Origin of the sequence: Janthinobacterium sp. 17J80-10, from assembly GCF_004114795.1 — a bacterium.
Taxonomy (GTDB): domain Bacteria; phylum Pseudomonadota; class Gammaproteobacteria; order Burkholderiales; family Burkholderiaceae_D; genus Paucimonas.
In genome coordinates, this window is sequence record NZ_CP035311.1 from 1,610,332 (window position 1) to 1,632,476 (window position 22,145).

Genomic DNA, 22,145 nt, shown 5'->3' on the forward strand with positions numbered 1-22,145 from the left:
ATTGATGGCAGCAATGTATTGTAGATTCCGTCTGCCTCCCGCATAACGAAGTAAAACGCATATCGATATGCGACGTTCGGTCGGATGTGCATTCTTCAAAAAACCGATATTGATCTGCGAAATCATTCGTTTGATTGAAGGGCTGCGCTCCCAACAATGCAGCTTTTAGTCGATTGCGGATCGCGCCTATCTATTTTTCCTATCAAGCCGGCGCCCCGGGCATTATTGTTTATGGCTTCTGTACTGCCGCTGGCCGCGATCCTGCCAGCTCACGCGCAAAAAACGTCCGAGACAGTGCGTATTGGCTACCAGAAATCTTCTACCTTGCTCACCATTATCAAGACGCGGGGCACCCTGGAGCAATTGCTGGCGCCACAAGGTGTAAAAATCAGCTGGCACGAATTCACCAGCGGTTTGCCGCTGCTGGAAGCGCTTAATGTCGGCGGTGTCGATCTGAGTGCAGATGTCGCGGATACCGTTCCGGTGTTTGCGCAAGCAACCGGCGCCAAGCTGAGCGATGTGGCGCAGGAAGCGCCTTCACCATCTGCGCAGGCGATCCTGGTGCGCGCCGACTCGCCCTGCAGTCCAAAAAGTCCTATATGCGTAAAACGCATAAGAAACCACGAAAGTATTCGTTCTTTTTGATTTTGCATCAGTTTAATCTTCAGTTTCCCGCAACCCACATGCTGTTAAGGATAAAAATATGCTGCTGAAAAAATTGCTCCAGGTTGGAATCGCCCTCGCAGTTACTGCATCGGCTGTCCATGCTGCTGAAGTGTCGCTGTTGAATGTCTCCTATGATCCGACACGCGAGTTGTACCAGGAATTCAATGCCGCCTTTGCCAAGCAGTACAAGGCCAAGACCGGCGATGATGTCAAGATCAAGCAGTCGCATGGTGGTTCCGGCAAGCAGGCCCGTTCAGTCATCGACGGCATCGAGGCAGATGTCGTGACACTGGCGCTGGCATACGATATCGATGCGATTGCCGAAAAAGGCTTGATCGCCAAGGATTGGCAAAAGCGGCTGAAGCACAATAGCTCGCCTTATACCTCGACCATCGTGTTCCTGGTTCGCAAGGGTAATCCGAAAGCCATCAAGGACTGGAGCGATCTGGTCAAGCCTGGCGTAGCCGTGATCACCCCGAATCCCAAGACTTCAGGCGGTGCGCGCTGGAATTATCTGGCAGCCTGGGCGTATGCCTTGAAGCAACCTGGCGGCACTGAAGCAAGCGCCAAGGAATTCGTCGCCAAACTGTTCAAGAACGTGCCGGTGCTGGACTCGGGCGCGCGCGGCTCGACCACCACTTTTGTCGAGCGCGGCATCGGTGATGTCCTGCTGGCCTGGGAAAACGAAGCTATCCTCGCGATCAAGGAACTCGGCCCGGACAAGTTCGACATCGTGGCGCCGCCCCTCAGCATCCTGGCTGAGCCGCCGGTGACTGTCGTGGACAAGAATGTCGACAAGCGCGGCACCCGCAAAGTTGCAGAAGCTTACTTGCAATACCTGTATTCCGATGAAGGCCAGGAAATCGCGGCACAGAATTACTACCGGCCGATTTCTGAAAAAATTGCAAAGAAATACGCTGCGCAATTCCCGAAAGTGAAGCTGTTCACCATCGATGAAGTGTTCGGTGGCTGGGCCAAGGCGCAACCAGCTCACTTCGGTGACGGCGGTACCTTCGACCAGATTTACCAGCCGGGCAAGTAATCATTGGTGGTCTTGGGGCTAAACCTGGAGAAGAAATGAGCATACTCTTGATTGCGGGTAGCCCCTCGGCACCATCGCGTTCCTCCCGCCTGCTGCAATACACCAGCGACCAGCTGGTGCTGCGCGGCCACCGTACCGACATCTTGCAGGTGCGGGATTTGCCGGCCCAGGCACTGCTTCACGCCCAATTCGGCAATGCCGAATTGAAGGCGGCGCAGGCGCAGGTGGCCGTGGCGGACGCCGTGATCATTGCGACGCCGGTCTACAAGGCAGCCTATAGCGGCTTGCTGAAAGCCTTCCTGGATGTGCTGCCGCAGGATGGCCTGGCTGGCAAGCTGGTTCTGCCCCTGGCGACTGGTGGCAGTCAGTCGCACATGCTGGCGCTGGACTATGCCCTGCGCCCGGTACTAAGTTCGCTTTCAGCGCGCCATGTCTTGCCGAGCATTTATGCCACCGATGCCCAGGTCGTCTGGTCGGATGATGCGGGGTTGGCAATTGATCCGGCGATCCTGCAGCGCCTGCAGGCCGGTATCGACAACCTTTCGGCAAGTTTACTGGCCTTGCAAGAAGTTGCTCCCAGCAGCTTCGAACCTGTGCATTTTTCGCAGGTGCGATGTAGCGTCTGAGATTCCCGCCATAGCTGTTTTACCGTCGTAACCGCGTCGTTCAGGAAGGCTTGCCAGGCCGTCAATGGGGCTGGCAGGACCAGCTTCATCCGAAACTCCACACAAAATGGAATTCACATGACGATCCCGCAAGAAAAGCGCAATGCCAAGCGTCGCGCCTTCGGTCCGATGGTCGCTGTGGAGGCCGGCGCGCTGGACTTCTCGCTGCCGGCCAGGCAGTACGGTCGGTGCAACCAAGGGTGCGCGCGCTGGTGCACGATCCGCAATTGCTGCTGCTGATCGAAGACGGCCGCGTCACGCTGCATGAGCGCATCGAGTTGCCGCGCCCCCGTGTGCTCAACCTGCCGGCGGCGGCACCGGATAGTGCGCTGGGCGACGTTACCTTCAGCGCAACGGTGAACCAGGTCGTCTGGGCTGTCTGAACTTGATTTTAATAATTTATTGTATCCTAATTTTAACCACCTCTCAGGAGAGAACATGAGTATCCAAGCCATCAACGTCCGTAACCAGTTCCGCGGCAAGGTCAAGGCGATCATTGACGGCCCCGTCGTGTCGGAAGTCGATGTCGAAACCCCTGCCGGCATCGTGACTTCGGTCATTACCACCCGTTCCGTCAAGGACCTTGGCCTCGTCGTCGGCTCTGACGTCGTCGCGCTGGTGAAAGCGACCGAAGTCTCGATCGCCAAGATCTGATTAGTACGCCTTTGTCCGGAGAACAGCCATGGCATTCCCAGCCTTGCAAGACTATCTGAAGCGCCTGCCGCATGCGACAGAATCTGACACGCGGGTCTGGATCGATAGCGATGGTCGGGCACAGGGGCGCTATTTCAACTGCCGGCTCACTTCTGCCTTTCAGCCCATACGGGAGCTGGATTCGCCGCGCATTACCGGCTTTGAGGCGTTTGTGCGCAGTTATGCCGAGCAGAGTGAGGGGCTGTCCATATGGAAGTTACTGGATCATGCGGCAAATGACGAAGAATCGGTCGAACTTGACCGCCTTTGCCGCATGCTACATGCGATCAACTTTTATCGCCAACCCGAAGCCCTGCAAGCGGACTTGTATCTGAGCGTGCATGACCGCTTGCTGACTGCCGTGAGCGGCAACCACGGCATGGCATTTCGGCGGATTCTCGGTGGATTGGGACTGCCGGTCGACAAAATCATCTTGCAACTGCCTGCAGTCACACCGAACCAGGGATGGCTGTTGAACTATGTCACAGACAATTACCGGTTGAATGGCTTTCGTTTCGCCATCAATGTCAGTAATCCCGGCGAAGCCTTGCAGTTGCTCGAGCGTGTGAGACCCGATGCCATCAAGCTGGATGCGCGCGAAATTGCCGATGTGTCTTTGACCCGCAAGCTGTTGCAACAGGCTCACGATGCCGGTATCCGGCTGGTATTCAAGCGGCTGGAGAGCGAGCGGGTGCTGGAAGTGTTGCGGCAATTGTCCATCGAGACCGGGCACGGGATCTATGCTCAAGGCCATTTGCTGGCGGCACCCGGGTCCACGCTGGCGGAATTTAACGCAACTGGCACGTCGCTACATCAGCAATAGGAACCGCTGGAGGCGGGGAAAGGGGAGCCCGGTCAATATAAGCATAGTTATTATAAATGCATGTTTTTTTGGAATGGAATTTGATGGCAGGCAGCTCATCGAGGAATAGGTGTCTCATTTTTGTAAAGACCCATTTTTTTTGTGAGGCATTACGCGGAAAATTCTTTGCGATTTCGAAATGAATTGTTGTATTTCTGCGAAACAATAGTTCCGTGTAACTATCCTGTCATATACACTGCGTACCATTCTGTTATCGCTAATAAGCGAGTAATCGCAAAAAGATTTATTTTGCTTCATAACTCTGGGAGAAATTGAATGAAGAAGTCCCTCATTGCACTGGCCGTTCTGGGTGCATTTGCAAGTGCCGCACAAGCGCAGACCAATGTTCAAATCGGTGGCCGCGTCCAGGCGACTGTCAAGAGCTACAAGGTCGGTGATACCGCACGTGTTGCCAACAATGAATTGCGTATCGACGACGACGAAACCTCGCGTTTCTGGCTGAGCGGTACCGAAGACCTGGGCGGCGGCCTGAAAGCCCTGTTCTATGTTGAAAACCGCTTCAACACTGACCAGCGTCAATCGACCGGTCTGGCCAACGGCTCTGGCCTGGCTGACGGCAACACCTATGTGGGCCTGGCCGGTAACTTTGGTCAAGTGACCGCCGGTAAGCATACTTTCATGGAAGACCAGGGCAATGCCGTTCAATACGGCGCCAAGGGTACTCAGGCAGTGCCTTCCGGCCTGCTCGGCAGCAAGGCGATCCTGAACTACGTTGACGGTGTTGGCGCAGCCAACCGCGTCGGCATCAGCACTAGCCGCGTTGTTAACTCGCTCCAGTACATCACGCCGAATTTCAGCGGCTTCAAGGGTATCGTTGGCTACTCGACCCAGCCGAACGGTGCCGAAGGCGTTATCGGTGCACCTGCTGGCGTGAATTACAGCAAAGGCCAAGCTTACTTCTTGGCTGGTAACTATAGCAATGGCCCGGTCTTTGCGAACCTGGCGTACTACGATCACGCCGTCGAAGGCCGGCCTGGTGTCGGCGACCAGAAGCAAGTGCGTCTGTCGGCTTCGTATGCCTTCCCGTTCGGCCTGAAGGCTGGCTTCCAGTATGACCGCGCAAGCATCGAAGCAGTCGGTACCGATCGTACCCGTAACGCATGGCAAGTCCCGGTCAGCTACCAGTTCGGTGCCAGCACCATCCTGGCTAGCTACACCAAGGCTGGTGACGTCAATGGCGAAGCCAATTCCGGCGCCAAGCTGTGGACCCTCGGCTACGATTATGCCTTGTCCAAGCGCACCAACGTCGGCGTGTTCGTCGGCAAGCTGAACAACGATTCCGCTGCGAGCTATCAGGTCGATGGCGCAGGCACTTCGCAAAACGGCACCACGCTGCTGGCTGGCGAATCTGCACGCATCATCCAACTTGCTGTTAAGCACACTTTCTAAGGCAACATGACCGGGTTACCGGTCTTGTTGTACTCCGAGAGAAAAACGGGCGCTTCGGCGCCCGTTTTTTATTGCCGTGATAACACCGGTCGTCTTACTCCGCGCATTTCTATATGCGTTTTTGTTCTATGAACATGCAGAAATATTCGTTCTCTTTATAACATTGAAGTGTAATTATGGCCCTCTATTAGTCGCAAAGGTAATAAGAGGGCTTTATGTCGGCAGCAACTATTTCTCAAAATGCAAGGATTGCCCCGCGGGTAATGCCAGGATTTCACTTATCCCTTGGCTTCACGCTGTTCTATCTTGGCCTGATTGTCCTGATCCCGCTTTCTGCGGTGTTCCTGAAAACTTTCACCCTGACCTGGGAAGCTTTCTGGAACGCCGTGACTTCCGATCGCGTCATGGCGTCTTACCGTCTCAGTTTTGGCGGTTCGCTGCTGGCCGCGTTACTGAATGTCGTCTTTGGCGGCATCGTGGCCTGGGTATTGGTGCGTTATCGCTTCCCCGGCAAGAAAATCATCGACGCCCTGGTCGATCTGCCGTTTGCGCTCCCCACTGCCGTCGCCGGCATTGCGCTGACCGCGCTCTATGCGCCGAATGGCTGGATCGGAAAGTATCTGGAACCACTCGGCATCAAGGTCGCCTTCACGCCGCTGGGCGTGTATATCGCGTTGACGTTCATCGGCTTGCCCTTCGTGGTGCGCACGGTACAGCCGGTGCTTGAGGAAGCCGAGCGCGAACTCGAGGAAGCCGCTGCCAGCCTCGGCGCCAGCCGGTTGCAAACCTTTGTAAAGGTGATTTTCCCAACCATCATGCCCGCCTTGCTGACCGGCTTTGCATTGGCGTTCGCCCGTGCGACCGGCGAATACGGCTCGGTGATTTTCATCGCCGGCAACATGCCCATGGTGTCGGAAATCACGCCGCTTTTCATCATTACCAAGCTGGAGCAATACGACTATGCCGGCGCCACCGCGATCGCCGTGGTGATGCTGCTGGTGTCCTTCATCCTGCTGCTCACCATTAACCTGCTGCAAGCCTGGGCCCGCAAGCGCGGCCAGTCGAACAAAGAGTAAGGAACGTCATGTCTGCTGCATCCCTTCCTATCGCCAGTCAAGGACGAGCCGAGCCAGCTTATGTGCCGGCGGCGACGCAAGAGCCTTTCTGGGTCCGCGCCTTGCTTATTGGCTCGGCGCTGGCCTTTCTTTCCGTATTCCTGTTCGTGCCGCTGGTCGCGGTCTTCGCCGAAGCCTTCAAGAAGGGCTGGGACGCCTATGTGGCGGCAATCATCGAGCCGGATTCCTGGGCAGCGATCAAGTTGACCCTGATTACAGCGGCGGTCGCCGTGCCGCTGAACCTGGTGTTCGGTGTCTCTGCCGCCTGGACGATTGCCAAGTTCGAGTTTCGCGGCAAGAACGTTCTGCTGACCCTGATCGACCTGCCGTTCTCGGTGTCGCCGGTGATCTCCGGCCTGATCTATGTACTGATGTTCGGCGCCCAGGGCTGGCTGGGTCCCTGGTTGCAGGCGCACGATATCAAGATCATTTTCGCCGTGCCTGGAATTATCCTCGCCACCATTTTCGTGACCTTTCCATTTGTCGCACGCGAATTGATTCCGCTGATGCAGGCACAGGGCACGGAAGAGGAAGAGGCGGCCCTGGTGCTGGGTGCTTCGGGCTGGAAGACCTTCTGGTACGTGACGCTGCCGAACATCAAGTGGGGGCTGTTGTACGGGGTGATCCTGTGTAATGCCCGCGCCATGGGTGAATTCGGCGCCGTCTCGGTGGTTTCGGGGCACATCCGCGGCGAGACCAATACCATCCCGCTGCAAGTGGAAATCCTCTACAACGAATACGCCTTCTCGGCGGCATTCGCGGTGGCTTCGCTGCTGGCTTTCCTGGCCCTGGTGACGCTGGCGCTGAAGAGTTTGATCGAATGGCGGCTGCGTGACGAAACCAGCCGGCCACTGCAGGAACATTAAAGACGGACTGTCATCAGGTCGCGGCGGAATAAATGCAATTTTTTGAAGTGAGTACACATCATGGCAATTGAAGTCAGGAATATCAACAAGCGTTTCGGCAATTTTGTCGCACTTGATAATGTCTCGCTGGATTTCCCGACCGGCGAACTGACCGCGCTGCTTGGTCCCTCGGGCTGCGGCAAGACGACGCTCCTGCGCATTATCGCGGGCCTTGAGCAGCCCGACGGCGGCCAGGTGATCCTCGATGGCGAAGATGCCTCGGCGCGTCATGTGCGCGAACGTCAGGTCGGTTTCGTGTTCCAGCACTACGCGCTGTTCAAGCACATGAGCGTCTTCGAGAATATCGCCTTCGGCTTGCGCGTCAAGCCGCGCGCCGAGCGGCCGTCCGAGCAGGAAATCCGCAACAAGGTGCATCGTCTGCTGGACCTGGTGCAGCTCGACTGGCTGGCCGACCGCTACCCGCCGCAGCTTTCCGGCGGCCAGCGCCAGCGCATTGCCCTGGCGCGCGCGCTGGCGGTCGAGCCGCGCGTGCTGCTGCTGGATGAGCCCTTCGGCGCGCTGGACGCCAAGGTGCGCAAGGAATTGCGCCGCTGGCTGCGCCGCCTGCACGACGAACTGCATGTCACCAGCATCTTTGTCACGCATGACCAGGAAGAAGCCCTGGAAGTCGCCGACCAGGTCGTGCTGATGAACAAGGGCCGGGTGGAACAAATTGGCGCGCCGGCCGAAGTTTACAACCATCCGGCGTCGCCTTTCGTGTATGGCTTCCTCGGCAACGTCAATCTGTTCCAGGGGCGCCTGCATGACGGCGTCCTGGATGCAGGCGGTGTCGCTTTCGATGCCCCGGACCATGCGGCGATCCAGGATGGCCGCGGCGTCGGCTTCGTGCGCCCGCACGAGCTGGAAATCGAGCGCGAGTCGGCCGGCGGCGAGGGCATCGCGGTACGCCTGAAGCGCGCCCATGCGATCGGCCCGCTGGCGCAGCTGGAACTGGAACGCAGCGATAACCGCGAACTGATTGAAGCGGTGATTTCCAGCGACCGTTATGCACAGCTACAACTCCAGGAAGGCGATGCCTTGCTGGTACGTCCAAAACGCCTGCGCGTGTTCGTCGACCAGGCAGCCAGATCGGAGCAAGCATGAATTTCCAGCAATTGCGTTCGGTGCGCGAAGCTGCCCGGCGCGGCTATAACCTGACTGAAGTGGCCAATGTGCTCTTCACTTCGCAGCCTGGCGTCAGCCGCCAGATCCGCGAGCTGGAAGAGGAACTTGGCGTGGACATTTTCGAGCGCAACGGCAAGCGGCTGACTGGCCTGACCGAGCCAGGCAAGGGGATCCTGCATATCATCGAACGCCTGTTGCTGGAAGCGGAAAACCTGCAGCAGGCAGGGCTGGAATATTCCGGCAAGACCAGCGGCACCCTGGCTGTTGCCGCTACCCATACACAGGCGCGCTATGCACTGCCGAAAGTGGTGCAGGGTTTTCGCGCGGCGTTTCCGGATGTGCGCATCGCCTTGCAGCAAAGCTCTCCCGAGCATATTGCGCAGTGGGTCATCTCAGGCAAGGCCGATGTGGGCATCGCGACCGAAGGCCTGAGCCAGTTCGAGGAACTGGTGTCCTTCCCGTGCTATCGATGGAACCACGTGGTGGTGGTGCCGGAAGGCCATCCGCTGCTTGCCGAGGATAAGCTGAGCCTGCAGGCGCTGGCCGCCTGGCCGCTGATCACCTATGACGTCGGCTTTACGGGCCGGGGTCATATCGACGACGCGTTCCGCCAGGCCGGCATTGCTCCCGACATCGTGCTGACCGCCATGGATTCGGATGTGATCCAGCAATATGTTTCACTCGGCCTTGGTGTCGGCATCGTCGCGTCAATGGCCGTCGAGCAGGGGTGCGGTGCCGGCTTGCGCCATGTTGAAGCCGATCATTTGTTCGCTGCCAACGTGACCCGGCTGGCCGTACGCCGGGGGGCTTACCTGCGGTCCTATACGTACGATTTCATCCAGCAGTTCGCGCCGCAGCTGACGCGCGAGGAAATCAAGACCGCGCTGCAAGGCGGCGGCGAATAGTCTTCAACGCCTGCTAGCGGCCGGCGCCACGCAACGCCGCCGCGCATTCGCGCACCAGCGCCGGTCCGCGGTAGATCAGGCCGGAATACAGTTGCACCAGCGACGCACCGGCGGCGATCTTGGCGCGCGCGTCTTCCCCTCCGAGAATGCCGCCGACGCCAATGATCGGCAGGGCGTCGCCGAGTTCGGCTTTCAAGCCGCGGATGACCGCATTGGAAAGTTCCCGCACCGGTGCGCCTGAGAGGCCGCCGGTTTCCTGCGCATGCGCGAGTCCCTGCACGGCGTCACGCGTAATGGTCGTGTTGGTGGCGATGACTGCATCGATCTTGTGGCGCAACAGCGCCGCGGCGATTTCCTTGACCTGCTCCGCATCGATGTCCGGTGCAATTTTCAATGCTACCGGCACATAGCGCTTGTGCTGATCGGCCAGGCGCAACTGCGCCGTTTTCAGTTGCGACAGCAGCGCGTCCAGTTCCGAGGCGCCCTGCAACTGGCGCAGGTTCTTGGTATTGGGCGAGGAAATGTTGACGGTCACATAGCTGGCGTAGGGATACACCTTCTCCAGGCACTGCAGGTAGTCATCCACGGCGCGCTCGATCGGCGTATCGGCATTCTTGCCGATATTCAGGCCGATGATCCCGGCGCGGTTCTGGTAAAAACGCGATGCCTGGACATTCGCGACGAACGCATCGACGCCGCCATTGTTGAATCCCATGCGATTGATGATCGCCTGCGCCTGCGGCAGGCGGAACATGCGCGGCTTAGGATTGCCGGGCTGCGCGCGCGGGGTGACCGTGCCGATTTCGATGAAGCCGAAGCCCAGCGCGGCCAGCGCATCGATATACGCGCCATCCTTGTCCAGTCCGGCAGCCAGGCCAACCGGGTTGGCAAACGTCAGTCCCATTACCTGGCGTTCGTCGCGCGCCGGCTTCTGCAGCAGGCGGGTCAGGCCGAGCGCCTCGGCTTTCTTGAGCGAATTCAGGGTCAGGTGGTGGGCCGATTCGGCATCGAGGGAGAACAGGCAGGGGCGGGCGAGCGAATACAGGAGTTTGTCAGACACGGGCAATCCAGCGCAAAAGTAAGGGGCGGTCGGGGACGGGGGCGCCGGATGGCGGCCGAAATAACCCGCTATTTTAACGCGCCATGGACGCGCCGGGACGCCCGCATCTGCCGGCGCCTGTCACAGCGGTTCCCAGCGGCCCTGGCGCAGCGCCTCCAGCGGCTGGAAGTTCACCTTGTAGGCCATTTTCCGGCTGTCCTGGATCCAGTAGCCCAGATAGATGTAGTGCATGCCGAGTCGCTGCGTCTGCTCGATCTGCCACAGGATGTTATAGGTGCCCAGGCTGGCGCCTTTGACGTCCGGATCGTAGAAGGTATAGACCGATGACAGGCCGTCGTCGAGCACGTCGATGATGCTGACCATGCGCAGGATGCCGCCAGGTTCGCGAAATTCGACCAGGCGCGTGTTGACTTTGCTTTGCAGCAGAAATTGCGCGTACTGGTCACGGCTGTCCTGGTCCATGCCGCCACCGGCATGGCGCACCGACTGGTAGCGCAGGTACAGGTCGTAATGGTCGCGCATGTAGGTCAGGCTGGTGACCTGGGCGATCAGGTTGCCGTGGCGTTGCCAGGCGCGGCGCTGGCTGCGGTTGGGCACGAAGTCGGTCGCCAGCACGCGAACGGGCGTACAAGCCTGGCAGCCATCGCAGTGTGGTCGGTAAGTAAAAATGCCACTGCGGCGAAAACCGTTCTGCACCAGTTCCGAATAGATATCGGCATTGATCAGATGCGACGGCGTGGCGACCTGCGAGCGTGCCTGCTTTTCTTCCAGGTAGCTGCAAGGGTAAGGGGCAGTCGCATAAAACTGCAATGTGGAAAACGGCAGATCCTTTAGATGCGTCATGAGCGTTTGATAACCAGCGGGTTGACGGCAGATGTATCGATAATTTACACCGATTGCGTCCAGGATTTCACACGCAGCTCAAAATAATGGCAAGGGTTTCCAGTTCGTGATGTCGGGTTGCATTACCGCCTGCCGCAAATGGCCGAGGAATCGCTCCCGCGGAATCGGCGCCGCCCCCAGCGATGCCAGGTGCCGGGTCTCTTGCTGGCAGTCGATCATGGCGACGCCATTGGCGTTCAGGAAGTGCGCCAGGTAAGCCAGGGCAATCTTGGACGCATCGCTGACATGGGCAAACATCGATTCGCCATAGAACATGTGGCCAATGCAGACGCCATAGGCGCCGCCGACCAGCCTGCCGTCCAGCCAGGCTTCGGCGCTATGGGCATATCCCCGCTGATGCAGTGCGCCATAGCCGGCCATGATTTCCTCGGAAATCCAGGTGCCGGGGCCGTCGGCGCGCGGCCCCGCGCAGGCGCGCATGACCGCTTCAAAGGCGCTGTCGAAACGGATATCCCAGGCCCCGCCCGTGGTACGGCTGCGCTCGACTTTTTTCAGGGTTTTGCGCAGGCTGGCCGAGATGCGCAAGTTGGCCGTCATCAAGACCATGCGGGGATCGGTACTCCACCAAAGTATGGGCTGGCCCTCGGAAAACCAAGGGAATATTCCATGCCGGTAGGCAAGCAGCAAGCGCTCCGGCGACAGGTCGGCACCTGCTGCCAGCAAGCCGCCGGCGCCGTCTTCTTCAGTCAGGGCCTGCGAGACATCGGGGAAAGGATCAGCCAGTTCCAGCCAGGGAATCATTGTCATGCGCTAATTTGCATCACGAGCCTGCACTAAGACGGTGCGGAGAATGGGCTTCGATAGTTTTGGGAAAAAATTTCTCATAAAAAACAATGACTTGAAAATTTGCACCAAAAAGGAATAGATCTTGCTTTAAAGATGCACATTTTTATGACTTTGCACATTTATTGGGAGAATTTTTGATGGATGGTATTAAAAATGGTGCAGATGCCTTGTTTGTCTTGCTCGGTGCCATCATGATTTTGGCGATGCATGCAGGTTTTGCCTTCCTTGAGCTTGGTACTGTACGCAAAAAAAACCAGGTAAATGCGCTGGTTAAAATCTTAGTCGATTTTGCCGTTTCTACCATCGCCTATTTTTTTGTCGGCTACAGCGTTGCTTACGGGATCCATTTCTTTTCTGGCGCAGAAATCCTGGCGCAGAAAAATGGTTTTGAACTGGTTAAATTCTTTTTCTTGCTGACGTTTGCTGCTGCGATACCGGCCATTATTTCTGGCGGCATCGCCGAGCGCGCCAAGTTTTATCCCCAGCTGGCGGCGACTGCCCTGTTGGTCGGCCTGGTCTATCCCTTCTTTGAAGGGATCGTCTGGAACCAGCATTTTGGCGTGCAATCCTGGCTGAAGGCGATGTTTTCCCATGAATTCCATGATTTTGCGGGTTCGGTGGTGGTGCATGCCGTGGGCGGCTGGGTCGCCTTGCCAGCCGTGCTGCTGCTGGGTGCCCGGCGTGGGCGATACAACAAGGAAGGCGGCGTTACCGCTCACCCGCCGTCCAGTATTCCTTTTCTCGCCCTCGGTGCGTGGATCCTGACGGTGGGCTGGTTCGGTTTCAATGTCATGAGTGCCCAGACCCTCGAAAAAATGAATGGTTTGGTGGCGATTAATTCGTTAATGGCGATGACGGGCGGCACGCTGGTCGCCTTGCTCATGGGGCGCAATGACCCCGGCTTTGTGTACAACGGCCCGCTCGCCGGACTGGTGGCAGTGTGTGCCGGCTCGGACCTGATGCATCCCCTGGGTGCCCTGGTGACCGGCAGCGTGGCCGGCGCGATTTTTGTCCAGATGTTCACCCTGACGCAAAACAAGTGGAAAATTGACGATGTGCTGGGTGTCTGGCCCTTGCATGGCTTGTGCGGCGCCTGGGGCGGCCTGGCGGCGGGGATTTTCGGCCTGAAGGCGCTTGGCGGCGCGGGCGGCGTTGCTTTCATGTCGCAACTGGCTGGCACCCTCCTTGGCGTGGCGATCGCGCTGGCGGGAGGCTTTGCAGTGTATGGCGCACTGAAGATGTTCGTCGGCTTGCGCCTGGACCCTGAGCAGGAATTCGAGGGGGCCGACTTGTCGATTCACAAGATCAGCGCCACCGCCGAGCGCGACGTTCTGGGCTAACGACGCACTTCCGGCTTGCGAATGTCTTCTGTATGAAAGCCAAAGCCGTTGCCATCGCGGCTTTGCGCGAGGTCCGCAAAAAACAGTTGCAAGGTGCGGCTTACGGTAGAAAAGGCCAGGTCTTCCCAGGGGATCTCGCCTTCGGTAAACAGCCGTACTTCCAGGCTTTCGGTGCCGGGAGAAAAATCGAGATCCAGCAGGCGCGCCCGGTAAAACATGTGCACCTGATGCACGTGCGGCACATTCATCATCGAGAACAGGGGTTGCAGGGCGATGCGTGCGCCGGCTTCTTCGTCGGTCTCGCGGATCGCCGCTTCTGCCGTCGTTTCGCAGTTTTCCATGAAGCCGGCCGGCAAGGTCCAGTAACCGTAACGCGGTTCGATTGCCCGCTTGCACAATAGCACGCGGGTCGTGCCGTCGTCTTCCCAGATCGGGATCGAGCCGATGACCATTTTGGGATTCTGGTAATGAATGGTGCCGCATTGCTGGCAGACATGACGCAAGCGATTGTCATCTGGCGGAACCTGGAGCGCAACGGGATGCGCGCATTCTGAACAGAATTTCATACGGGATCAAATGAGCATCAAGGGAGCGGTGCGCAGCCAGCCATCGGCCGCATCTGCCAATTGCCTCAAGTGTAACATCCTCCAACTGTAATTCGGCATGGTTTGCAATATAGACCAATCCGATGTATAGTGTTCGACTCAGACGCGGGGTGGAGCAGTCTGGCAGCTCGTCGGGCTCATAACCCGAAGGTCACAGGTTCAAATCCTGTCCCCGCAACCAAAGTCTTGAATTTTCCCGCCCATCTTTACCTCCTCACGGGCGCCGGAACGCAGCATCTGCAGGTTCTCTATCGACGACATACTGGCATCGGTCGTTTAAACCTCTGCGAAACTTACTAATAAAACTAGCCGTGCAAGAGCCGTACATGATTACAGCTGAGGCGAAAAAAGTCCTCGAAACCGCATTGCTATGCGCGCATGAGCCATTGCCTATCAATGACCTGAAGAAGTTGTATCTCGCGCATGGCGAAGCCGAGGCAGAGGTCCATGCTGATGCCATCAGGCAGATGCTGGAAGAATTGCGCGGCGACTGGAGCGACAAGGGTATTGAGCTTGTGTGCCTGTCGACGGGCTGGCGGTTTCAGAGCCGCCCTGAAATGAAAGTCTATCTCGATCGCCTGAATCCGGAAAAGCCGCCCAAATATACGCGCGCAACGCTGGAGACGCTGGCCATCATTTCTTATCGGCAGCCTGTCACACGCGGCGATATCGAGGAAATTCGCGGCGTCACGGTGAATTCGCAGACGATCAAGATGCTGGAGGATCGTGGCTGGATTGAATCGATCGGTCACCGCGATGTGCCGGGGCGTCCCGCGCTGTTTGCGACAACCAAACAGTTCCTCGACGACCTGGGATTGACCTCGCTCGATCAGTTGCCGCCCCTGCAGCAAGTCGGCGCCGGTGAATTGCAGGAGGGGAGCTTGCTCGAAATCCAAGCCCTGGAGGCGAGTCTGCATGAAAATCTCGTGCAGGCATCAGGCGCGGCATTGCCCGATGCGGAGCAAGCCGATGCCGGACCGGGCGGTGCCGCCGAGCGGCTCGCCGATACGATGGAAATCGCAGTGGATGCCGACTCGGCGCCCGCTGCCGACGCTGGCGAAACCAGCGCAACTGCTGTGGCTGCCAATGTGGCTGCAGCTTCCGAAATTGACGACGTGGCAGTCGGGGATGCGTCCATCGCTGCCATTGATCGGACGCTCACGGGTGAAGCGATATCCGCAGATCCCCGCGATGCAGCGCCTGACCTGGATAACCAAGACACAAACAATGACTCTGCCCACTCCTGATGACGTAACCGCGGCATCTGCTGCGCCTTCCTCGCCTGACAGCCCCGCCCAAGGTGGCGAACAGTCGGCAGTTCCTGCCGGTGATGCGCGCCAGGACGCTGCTGGCGCCAAGCCTGCCAAGCGTGGCTTGCGCGGCCCGCGCAACATGCGGCGCAATCGCGCTGCCCAGCGCGCCGCCGACCAGGCGGCGGGAGTCGAAGGGGCTGGCGCGGAGGCGGTCCTGGCCGATGCTGAAAGGCCGGCCGAGACGCCCGCGGGCAATCCGCAGCAGCACCGTGCCGAACGAGCCCCGCGCGAGCCGCGCGAAAATCGGGCCAGGTCGGGCAAGCCGGCCAAGCCGGTTGCCAAGGGACGCGGCAAGCCAAATTCTGGCGGCGCCAGGGCCGGTGGCGGCGATGCCGATGATGTGTTTTCTTTTGTGACATCCGATACGTTTGATCAGAGCGTGTCCGAGGCCGAAGGGGCTGCTGCTGGCCGGCGCCAGGCGCCGGCCAAGAATGTACGGCGCGACTTGACGTCGGACGATGATGCGCCCAAGTTGCACAAGGTGCTGGCCGACGCGGGACTCGGTTCGCGACGCGACATGGAAGAATTGATCGTTGCCGGGCGCGTGTCGGTCAATGGCGAGCCGGCGCATATCGGCCAGCGCATTTTGCCGACCGACCAGGTGCGCATCAACGGCAAGCTCATCCAGCGCAAGGTAAGCAAGCGTCCGCCGCGCGTACTTGTGTATCACAAGCCGGCTGGCGAGATCGTCAGCCATAGCGACCCGGACGGACGCCCGTCGGTGTTCGACCGCCTGCCAACCATGAAAACCGGCAAATGGCTCGCAGTGGGCCGTCTCGACTTCAATACCGAGGGCTTGCTGCTGTTTACCACGTCCGGCGATCTCGCCAACCGCCTGATGCATCCCCGTTATGGTATCGACCGCGAATACGCGGTGCGTACGCTGGGTGAGCTGGAAGAGGGCATGCGCCAGAAATTGCTTGCCGGGATAGAACTCGAAGATGGCCTGGCGCAATTTACCCGTATTGCCGATGGTGGTGGCGAAGGCATCAACAAGTGGTACCGGGTCACGATCGGCGAAGGCCGTAACCGCGAGGTCCGCCGTATGTTCGAGGCGGTCGGCCTGACAGTCTCGCGCCTGATTCGCACCCGCTACGGCGTGCTGACGCTGCCGCGCGGCCTGAAGCGCGGCCGCTGGGAAGAAATGGAAGAAAATGCCGTGCGTGACCTGATGGGCATGGCCGGCCTGGAGAAAACCGGTGGGGCAAGCGCTGCCAAGGGCCGCGGCCCGCGCCAGGGGCAGGGGCAAGGGCAGGGGCAAGGACAAGGTCAAGGTCAAGGGTATGCCGAAGGCGGCAAGCAGCGCCGCGGCCCGGGTGTGGGGCAAGGTCAGGGCCAGGGCCAAGGCCAGGGGCGCCCCCAAGGGCAATCGCGCAGCCGCCAGCCGGACCCCCTGCAAACGGCGCTCGGCTTTGCCGGCATGGAGCAGCCGCGCCGTCGCACCGGTGGCCAGGGGCGAAGCCAGGGCCAGGGCACGTATGGTTATGGCGGTTCAGGCATCGGCGGCGCACCGACGATCGGCGTAAAGCGCCGCCCACGCGGGTAATCCGCTGCGGCGCTGGTCTTGGCAGGGAATATTTCGACCAGGAAATGCGATTTCCTGGTCATCTTCTTTCTGTTGCTCATTCCCGCATTGCAGGTGGGGCGTGTATCGTTTATAATTTTGTGTTTACAGAAGTTGGTGCGCAAGTGCTTCCGAGCTGGATTCCGGCGGGCTTGAATCATAAGAAAGATGGGCGGTAGGCCCATTTTTTTTTGCTCGATCCGCTTGCGGCTTGTGCGTCTGGGTGGCGCGCCGGCATGAAAACGGAGAATCTTGTGCATTTGCAGCAATTGATCGAAACAAGCCTGGCCGGCATGGGCTATGAGCTGGTCGACGTCGAGCAGGCCGGACGAGGCCTTTTGCGCGTCTATATCGACCTTGCCACGCCCGGGCCGGATGGGTATGGCACTATCACGGTAGAAGATTGTGAAAAAGTCAGCCACCAGCTGACGCACGTGTTCACCGTCGAAAACGTGAATTACGAGCGACTGGAAGTATCGTCGCCGGGTCTGGATCGTCCCCTGAAGAAACTGGCTGATTATGTCCGCTTCGCTGGCCAGGAAGCGCTGGTGAAATTGCGCATGCCGATGGCAGCGGCTGCCAACCGGAAGAGTTTTCAGGGTATTTTGCTGGCGCCGGAAAGCGATCAGCTGAAGTTGGAATTTGAAGCAAAAGATGGCCCGGCGGTGCTTGATTTTACGCTCGCTGACGTGGATAAGGCACGCTTGGTGCCGCAGGTGAATTTTAGGAGTCGCAAAGCATGAGTCGCGAAATTTTATTGCTGGTCGATGCGCTGGCACACGAAAAAAACGTCGATAAAGAGGTCGTGTTCGGTGCGCTAGAGCATGCGCTGGCACAGGCCACAAAAAAGCGCTACGAAGGCGATGTCGATATCCGTGTGTCCATCGATCGCGATAACGGCGAATTCGAGTCTTTCCGCCGCTGGCACGTGGTGCCCGACGAAGCCGGCCTGCAATTGCCTGATCAGGAAATCCTGCACTTCGAAGCCAAGGAACAGATCGGCGACATCGAGGTCGATGATTACATCGAAGAGCCGATCGAATCCGTCGATTTCGGCCGCCGCTTTGCCCAGGACACCAAGCAGGTCGTCCTGCAGCGCATTCGCGACGCCGAGCGCGAACAGATCCTGGCCGACTTCCTCGAGCGCGGCGATTCCCTCGTGACCGGCACCATCAAGCGCATGGAGCGCGGTGATGCCATCGTTGAGTCCGGCAAGATCGAAGCCCGCCTGCCGCGCGACCAGATGATTCAGAAAGAGAATCTGCGTATCGGCGACCGCGTGCGTGCCTATATCCTGCGCATCGACCGCAATGCCCGCGGCCCGCAGGTGATCCTGTCGCGTACAGCGCCGGAATTCATCATGAAGCTGTTCGAACTGGAAGTGCCGGAAATTGAACAGGGCCTCCTGGAAGTCAAGTCGGCGGCGCGCGACTCGGGCGTGCGCGCCAAGATTGCGGTGTTTACCAGCGACAAGCGTATCGACCCGATCGGCACCTGCGTCGGCATGCGCGGCTCGCGCGTGCAGGCCGTCACCGGCGAACTCGGCGGCGAACGCGTCGATATCGTCCTGTGGTCCGACGATCCGGCACAGTTCGTTATCGGCGCGCTGGCGCCGGCCAACGTCAGCTCGATCATGGTCGATGAAGACAAGCATGCCATGGACGTGGTTGTGGACGAAGAGAACCTGGCAATCGCCATCGGCCGTGGCGGCCAGAATGTGCGCCTGGCCTCCGAATTGACCGGCTGGCAGATCAACATCATGACTGCGGAAGAGTCGGCCGACAAGTCGGCTGCAGAGACCGCGGCGATCCGTACCCTGTTCATCGAGAAGCTCGACGTTGACCAGGAAGTGGCCGATATCCTGGTGCAGGAAGGTTTTGCCACCCTCGAGGAAATCGCCTACGTGCCAATCCAGGAAATGCTGGATATCGACGCGTTCGATGAAGATACCGTCAACGAATTGCGCAACCGTGCACGTGATGCCCTTGTCTCCGAGGCGATCGCTTCGGAAGAAGGCATGGAAGGCATGGAAGAGGCGCTGGTCAATTTCGAAGGCATGGACCGCGCAACGGCCGGCAAGCTCGGCCTGGTCGGCGTCAAGACCCTGGAACGTTTCGGCGCACTGGCTTACGACGAGTTCGGTGCGATCCTGGCCTTGCCTGCTGACCGCGCGCAGCAATTGATTGACAATGAATTTGAAGATGTGACCGATGAAGAGATGAAGCTCATCGACGCTAAATACGATGAGCATGCCAAGGCCTTGCAGGCCCGCGCATGGAGCCTGGCGGAAGCGAAGTGAGCCGCAGGCTTTTTCACACACCGAGTCACATAGAAAAGAGGACTGAATGGCGAGTAACAATGTAGCCCAATTTGCCACCGAACTGAAAATGCCGGCGGATCTGCTGCTGACGCAATTGCGCGCGGCCGGCGTTGAAAAGAGTTCGGCGTCCGACGCGTTGTCCAAGGAAGACAAGGACAAGCTGCTCGGCCACTTGCGTCGCGCCCACGGCGCGTCACCCGATGCCGAGAAAAAGAAGATCACCCTGACGCGCAAGGAAACCACCGAGATCAAGCAGGCTGATGCCACCGGCAAGTCGCGCACGATCCAGGTGGAAGTGCGCAAGAAGCGTACTTTCGTCCAGCGCGAAGAACCGGTTGCACCTGTAGTGGCTGCGGCGCCGGCTGCTCCCGTCGTTGACGAGGCTGAACAGGCGCGTCGCGTCGAAGAAGCGCAGCGCCAGGCTGAGCTGATCGCGCGACAGGAAGCTGATTTGCGCGAAAAGCAGGAGCGTCTTGCCAAGCTGGAAGCCGAGAAGGCTGAACAGGAAAAAGCCCTGAAGCAGCAACAGGAACAGGAAGCCAGGAAGGCCGCCGAAGAAAAGGCCGCTGCTGCCGCTGCGGCGGCAATGCCTGCTGCGCCTGCTGCCGAGAAAAAGGCCGACAACGCTGAAGAAAGCCGCAAGAAGGCCGAGCAGCAAGCCCGCGATGTCCAGGATACCAAGGACGCCGTCGAGCGCGCCGCCGCTACCGAGAAGGCACGCAAGGCAGTCGCTGACGAAGTGGCGCAGATCCGCGCCATGATGAATGCGCCGCGCAAGGTCATCAAGGCCCCGGAGCCGGCGCCTGTGGCCAAGGCTGCCGAAGGCACGCTGCACAAGCCGGCGGACAAGAAGCCAGGCGAAAAGAAAGAAGAGAAGAAGCCCGCTCCCGGCGACAAGAAGTCCATCAAGTCGGCCAATGTGTCGTCGACCTGGCAGGATGATGCCGCCAAGCGCCGTGGCGCCGGCATGAAAACCCGTGGTCCAGGCGCGCCGACTGGCGGCCGCGATGGCTGGCGTTCAGGCCCGAAGGGCCGTCGCCATGGCGGACATGATGATGATCGTGAAAGCAACTTCCAGGCGCCGACCGAAGCCGTTATCAAGGATGTGTATGTGCCGGAGACCCTGACGGTCGGCGAACTGGCGCACAAGATGTCAGTCAAGGCGTCCGAGGTCATCAAGCATTTGATGAAGCTGGGCCAGATGGTCACCATCAACCAGGTGCTGGATCAGGAAACTGCCATGATCCTGGTCGAGGAAATGGGCCACAAGGCGCATGCCGCCAAGCTCGATGACCCGGAAGCGCTGCTGGCCGAAGGCGAAGAACACACCGACGCCGAGCAATTGCCGCGTGCCCCGGTGGTCACTGTCATGGGTCACGTCGACCACGGCAAGACCTCGCTGCTGGATTACATCCGCCGTGCCAAGGTTGCCTCCGGCGAAGCCGGTGGCATTACCCAGCACATCGGTGCCTACCACGTGGAAACCCCGCGCGGCATGATCACCTTCCTGGATACCCCGGGCCACGAAGCGTTTACTGCCATGCGTGCCCGTGGCGCCCAGGCGACCGATATCGTGATCCTGGTGGTGGCCGCCGACGACGGCGTCATGCCGCAGACCAAGGAAGCCATCGCTCACGCCAAAGCTGCCGGCGTGCCGCTGGTGGTGGCGATCAACAAGATCGACAAGCCCGGCGCCAACGCAGACCGCGTGACGCAGGAACTGATCGCTGAACAAGTCGTGCCGGAAGCCTACGGCGGTGATTCGCCTTTCATCAATGTCTCCGCCAAGACTGGCCAGGGCATCGACGAATTGCTGGAAAACGTCTTGCTGCAGGCCGAAGTGCTTGAACTGAAGGCGCCGGTGGAATCGCCGGCCAAGGGCCTGGTGGTGGAAGCCAAGCTGGACAAGGGCCGTGGTCCGGTCGCCACCATCCTGGTGCTCTCGGGTACCTTGAAGCGCGGCGACGTGGTGCTGGCAGGTTCTTCCTATGGCCGCGTGCGCGCCATGATTGACGAGAACGGCAAGTCCATCACGGAAGCCGGCCCGTCGATTCCAGTGGAAATCCAGGGCCTGACCGAAGTGCCGGCCGCCGGCGAAGAAGCCGTCGTGATGACGGACGAGCGCAAGGCGCGTGAAATCGGCCTGTTCCGTCAAGGTAAGTTCCGCGACGTCAAGCTGGCCAAGCAGCAAGCCGCCAAGCTGGAAAATATGTTCGAACAGATGGGCGAGGGCGAAGTCAAGAATCTGCCTTTGATCATCAAGACCGATGTGCAGGGTTCGCAGGAAGCGCTGGTGCAGTCGCTGCAAAAGCTGTCCACCAACGAAGTGCGCGTGCAAGTGGTGCATGCGGGCGTGGGCGGCATCAGCGAAAACGACGTCAACCTGGCGACCGCGTCGAAGGCCGTCATTATCGGCTTCAACACGCGTGCCGATGCCTCGGCACGCAAGCTGGCCGAAGCCAATGGCGTCGACATCCGCTACTACAACATCATCTATGACGCTGTGGATGAAGTGAAGGCAGCGCTGTCGGGCATGCTGGCGCCGGAAAAACGCGAACAGGCCCTCGGCCTGGTGGAAATCCGCCAGGTCATCGTGGTCAGCAAAGTTGGCGCGATTGCCGGTTGCTATGTGCTCGAAGGCCTGGTCAAGCGTGGTTCCTCGGTTCGCCTGTTGCGCAACAACGTCGTGACCTGGACTGGCGAAATCGATTCGCTCAAGCGCTTCAAGGATGACGTCAAGGAAGTCAAGTCAGGCTTCGAGTGCGGCCTGACGCTGAAGAACTTCAACGACATCCAGGAAGGCGACCAGCTCGAAGTCTTCGAGGTGCAGGAAGTCGCACGTACGCTGTAAGACGCCGCGCGTCTT

General features: G+C 59.3%; 20 protein-coding genes, 1 tRNA gene and 1 pseudogene. 18 read left to right on the forward strand and 4 right to left on the reverse strand.

All coding sequences use genetic code 11. The features are described from left to right. Nucleotides 1-231: 231 nt before the first annotated feature. The 11 genes and pseudogenes from EKL02_RS07255 to EKL02_RS07305 form a co-directional block, all read left to right on the forward strand. Nucleotides 232-579: pseudogene (locus tag EKL02_RS07255) on the forward strand (aliphatic sulfonate ABC transporter substrate-binding protein); the annotation flags it as partial. 124 nt (nt 580-703) lie between these two features. Continuing rightward, nucleotides 704-1,708 carry a sulfate ABC transporter substrate-binding protein gene (locus EKL02_RS07260; protein ID WP_128901431.1) on the forward strand — a complete coding sequence of 335 codons (1,005 nt, stop codon included), beginning with the start codon at nt 704-706 and terminating at the stop codon, nt 1,706-1,708. A 35-nt stretch (nt 1,709-1,743) separates the two neighbouring features. Then, nucleotides 1,744-2,334 carry an NADPH-dependent FMN reductase gene (gene ssuE, locus EKL02_RS07265; RefSeq protein ID WP_128901432.1) on the forward strand — a complete coding sequence of 197 codons (591 nt, stop codon included), beginning with the start codon at nt 1,744-1,746 and terminating at the stop codon, nt 2,332-2,334. A gap of 227 nt (nt 2,335-2,561) precedes the next feature. Continuing rightward, nucleotides 2,562-2,756: a hypothetical protein gene (locus EKL02_RS07270; protein WP_128901433.1), complete on the forward strand. Its 195-nt coding sequence runs from the start codon at nt 2,562-2,564 to the stop codon at nt 2,754-2,756. Between the two features lie 55 nt (nt 2,757-2,811). Further along, entirely contained in the window at nt 2,812-3,027 is a 216-nt protein-coding gene (locus tag EKL02_RS07275) for a TOBE domain-containing protein (RefSeq protein ID WP_128901434.1), read from the forward strand. 28 nt (nt 3,028-3,055) lie between these two features. Further along, nucleotides 3,056-3,889 (forward strand): EAL domain-containing protein, encoded by an 834-nt coding sequence (locus EKL02_RS07280; RefSeq protein WP_128901435.1) that lies wholly within the window; start codon nt 3,056-3,058, stop codon nt 3,887-3,889. 315 nt (nt 3,890-4,204) lie between these two features. Beyond that, nucleotides 4,205-5,338 (forward strand): porin, encoded by a 1,134-nt coding sequence (locus EKL02_RS07285; RefSeq protein WP_128901436.1) that lies wholly within the window; start codon nt 4,205-4,207, stop codon nt 5,336-5,338. 215 nt (nt 5,339-5,553) lie between these two features. Then, complete coding sequence (gene cysT / locus EKL02_RS07290; RefSeq protein WP_128901437.1) at nt 5,554-6,414, forward strand: sulfate ABC transporter permease subunit CysT; 861 nt, start codon at nt 5,554-5,556, stop codon at nt 6,412-6,414. Nucleotides 6,415-6,422: 8 nt separating this feature from the next. Next, nucleotides 6,423-7,319, forward strand: a complete 897-nt coding sequence (cysW, locus tag EKL02_RS07295) for a sulfate ABC transporter permease subunit CysW (protein ID WP_128901438.1) — start codon at nt 6,423-6,425, stop codon at nt 7,317-7,319. Nucleotides 7,320-7,379: 60 nt separating this feature from the next. Next, nucleotides 7,380-8,462: a sulfate ABC transporter ATP-binding protein gene (locus tag EKL02_RS07300; protein WP_128901439.1), complete on the forward strand. Its 1,083-nt coding sequence runs from the start codon at nt 7,380-7,382 to the stop codon at nt 8,460-8,462. Continuing rightward, a complete protein-coding gene (locus tag EKL02_RS07305; RefSeq protein WP_128901440.1) occupies nt 8,459-9,388 on the forward strand; it encodes a CysB family HTH-type transcriptional regulator in 930 nt (309 codons plus the stop codon). Before EKL02_RS07300 ends, EKL02_RS07305 begins: the two co-directional genes overlap by 4 nt. Before the next feature lie 13 nt (nt 9,389-9,401). On the opposite strand, the gene EKL02_RS07310 is transcribed toward EKL02_RS07305, so the two are convergent. The 3 genes from EKL02_RS07310 to aat form a co-directional block, all read right to left on the reverse strand. Further along, nucleotides 9,402-10,448, reverse strand: coding sequence for a quinone-dependent dihydroorotate dehydrogenase (locus EKL02_RS07310; RefSeq protein ID WP_128901441.1), 1,047 nt, complete (start codon nt 10,446-10,448; stop codon nt 9,402-9,404). A gap of 120 nt (nt 10,449-10,568) precedes the next feature. Then, nucleotides 10,569-11,291 carry an arginyltransferase gene (locus EKL02_RS07315; protein WP_128901442.1) on the reverse strand — a complete coding sequence of 241 codons (723 nt, stop codon included), beginning with the start codon at nt 11,289-11,291 and terminating at the stop codon, nt 10,569-10,571. Nucleotides 11,292-11,369: 78 nt separating this feature from the next. Then, on the reverse strand, nt 11,370-12,092 hold the full coding sequence (gene aat, locus EKL02_RS07320) for a leucyl/phenylalanyl-tRNA--protein transferase (RefSeq protein WP_128903417.1): 723 nt from the start codon (nt 12,090-12,092) through the stop codon (nt 11,370-11,372). A 182-nt stretch (nt 12,093-12,274) separates the two neighbouring features. Between aat and EKL02_RS07325 the strand changes: the two genes are divergently transcribed. Further along, entirely contained in the window at nt 12,275-13,477 is a 1,203-nt protein-coding gene (locus tag EKL02_RS07325) for an ammonium transporter (RefSeq protein WP_128901443.1), read from the forward strand. Here EKL02_RS07325 and EKL02_RS07330 read toward each other — a convergent pair. Further along, a complete protein-coding gene (locus tag EKL02_RS07330; protein ID WP_128901444.1) occupies nt 13,474-14,043 on the reverse strand; it encodes an NUDIX hydrolase in 570 nt (189 codons plus the stop codon). The two genes, EKL02_RS07325 and EKL02_RS07330, sit on opposite strands and share 4 nt — an antisense overlap. A gap of 143 nt (nt 14,044-14,186) precedes the next feature. Here EKL02_RS07330 and EKL02_RS07335 point away from each other — a divergent pair. The 6 genes from EKL02_RS07335 (at nt 14,187) to infB (ending at nt 22,130) form a co-directional block, all read left to right on the forward strand. Continuing rightward, nucleotides 14,187-14,263: transfer RNA gene (locus EKL02_RS07335), tRNA-Met, on the forward strand. Nucleotides 14,264-14,408: 145 nt separating this feature from the next. Beyond that, a complete protein-coding gene (gene scpB / locus EKL02_RS07340; RefSeq protein ID WP_128901445.1) occupies nt 14,409-15,329 on the forward strand; it encodes an SMC-Scp complex subunit ScpB in 921 nt (306 codons plus the stop codon). Continuing rightward, nucleotides 15,310-16,941 carry a 23S rRNA pseudouridine(2605) synthase RluB gene (gene rluB / locus EKL02_RS07345; RefSeq protein WP_128901446.1) on the forward strand — a complete coding sequence of 544 codons (1,632 nt, stop codon included), beginning with the start codon at nt 15,310-15,312 and terminating at the stop codon, nt 16,939-16,941. Before scpB ends, rluB begins: the two co-directional genes overlap by 20 nt. A 272-nt stretch (nt 16,942-17,213) precedes the next feature. Continuing rightward, nucleotides 17,214-17,702, forward strand: coding sequence for a ribosome maturation factor RimP (rimP, locus tag EKL02_RS07350; protein ID WP_128901447.1), 489 nt, complete (start codon nt 17,214-17,216; stop codon nt 17,700-17,702). After that, a complete protein-coding gene (nusA, locus tag EKL02_RS07355; RefSeq protein ID WP_128901448.1) occupies nt 17,699-19,258 on the forward strand; it encodes a transcription termination factor NusA in 1,560 nt (519 codons plus the stop codon). Before rimP ends, nusA begins: the two co-directional genes overlap by 4 nt. Nucleotides 19,259-19,304: 46 nt before the next feature. Then, nucleotides 19,305-22,130 carry a translation initiation factor IF-2 gene (infB, locus tag EKL02_RS07360; protein WP_128901449.1) on the forward strand — a complete coding sequence of 942 codons (2,826 nt, stop codon included), beginning with the start codon at nt 19,305-19,307 and terminating at the stop codon, nt 22,128-22,130. The last annotated feature ends 15 nt before the right edge of the window (nt 22,131-22,145 follow it).

What these genes read in the sequence shown, in the direction of transcription:
- EKL02_RS07325 (WP_128901443.1), top strand. Translation starts at nt 12,275, where the DNA reads ATGGATGGTATTAAAAATGGTGCAGATGCCTTGTTTGTCTTGCTCGGT.
- scpB (WP_128901445.1), top strand. Translation starts at nt 14,409, where the DNA reads ATGATTACAGCTGAGGCGAAAAAAGTCCTCGAAACCGCATTGCTATGC.
- EKL02_RS07305 (WP_128901440.1), top strand. Translation starts at nt 8,459, where the DNA reads ATGAATTTCCAGCAATTGCGTTCGGTGCGCGAAGCTGCCCGGCGCGGC.
- aat (WP_128903417.1), bottom strand. Translation starts at nt 12,092, where the DNA reads ATGATTCCCTGGCTGGAACTGGCTGATCCTTTCCCCGATGTCTCGCAG.
- EKL02_RS07315 (WP_128901442.1), bottom strand. Translation starts at nt 11,291, where the DNA reads ATGACGCATCTAAAGGATCTGCCGTTTTCCACATTGCAGTTTTATGCG.
- rluB (WP_128901446.1), top strand. Translation starts at nt 15,310, where the DNA reads ATGACTCTGCCCACTCCTGATGACGTAACCGCGGCATCTGCTGCGCCT.
- EKL02_RS07260 (WP_128901431.1), top strand. Translation starts at nt 704, where the DNA reads ATGCTGCTGAAAAAATTGCTCCAGGTTGGAATCGCCCTCGCAGTTACT.
- nusA (WP_128901448.1), top strand. Translation starts at nt 17,699, where the DNA reads ATGAGTCGCGAAATTTTATTGCTGGTCGATGCGCTGGCACACGAAAAA.
- EKL02_RS07300 (WP_128901439.1), top strand. Translation starts at nt 7,380, where the DNA reads ATGGCAATTGAAGTCAGGAATATCAACAAGCGTTTCGGCAATTTTGTC.
- EKL02_RS07330 (WP_128901444.1), bottom strand. Translation starts at nt 14,043, where the DNA reads ATGAAATTCTGTTCAGAATGCGCGCATCCCGTTGCGCTCCAGGTTCCG.
- infB (WP_128901449.1), top strand. Translation starts at nt 19,305, where the DNA reads ATGGCGAGTAACAATGTAGCCCAATTTGCCACCGAACTGAAAATGCCG.
- ssuE (WP_128901432.1), top strand. Translation starts at nt 1,744, where the DNA reads ATGAGCATACTCTTGATTGCGGGTAGCCCCTCGGCACCATCGCGTTCC.
- cysT (WP_128901437.1), top strand. Translation starts at nt 5,554, where the DNA reads ATGTCGGCAGCAACTATTTCTCAAAATGCAAGGATTGCCCCGCGGGTA.
- EKL02_RS07285 (WP_128901436.1), top strand. Translation starts at nt 4,205, where the DNA reads ATGAAGAAGTCCCTCATTGCACTGGCCGTTCTGGGTGCATTTGCAAGT.
- EKL02_RS07275 (WP_128901434.1), top strand. Translation starts at nt 2,812, where the DNA reads ATGAGTATCCAAGCCATCAACGTCCGTAACCAGTTCCGCGGCAAGGTC.
- EKL02_RS07280 (WP_128901435.1), top strand. Translation starts at nt 3,056, where the DNA reads ATGGCATTCCCAGCCTTGCAAGACTATCTGAAGCGCCTGCCGCATGCG.
- cysW (WP_128901438.1), top strand. Translation starts at nt 6,423, where the DNA reads ATGTCTGCTGCATCCCTTCCTATCGCCAGTCAAGGACGAGCCGAGCCA.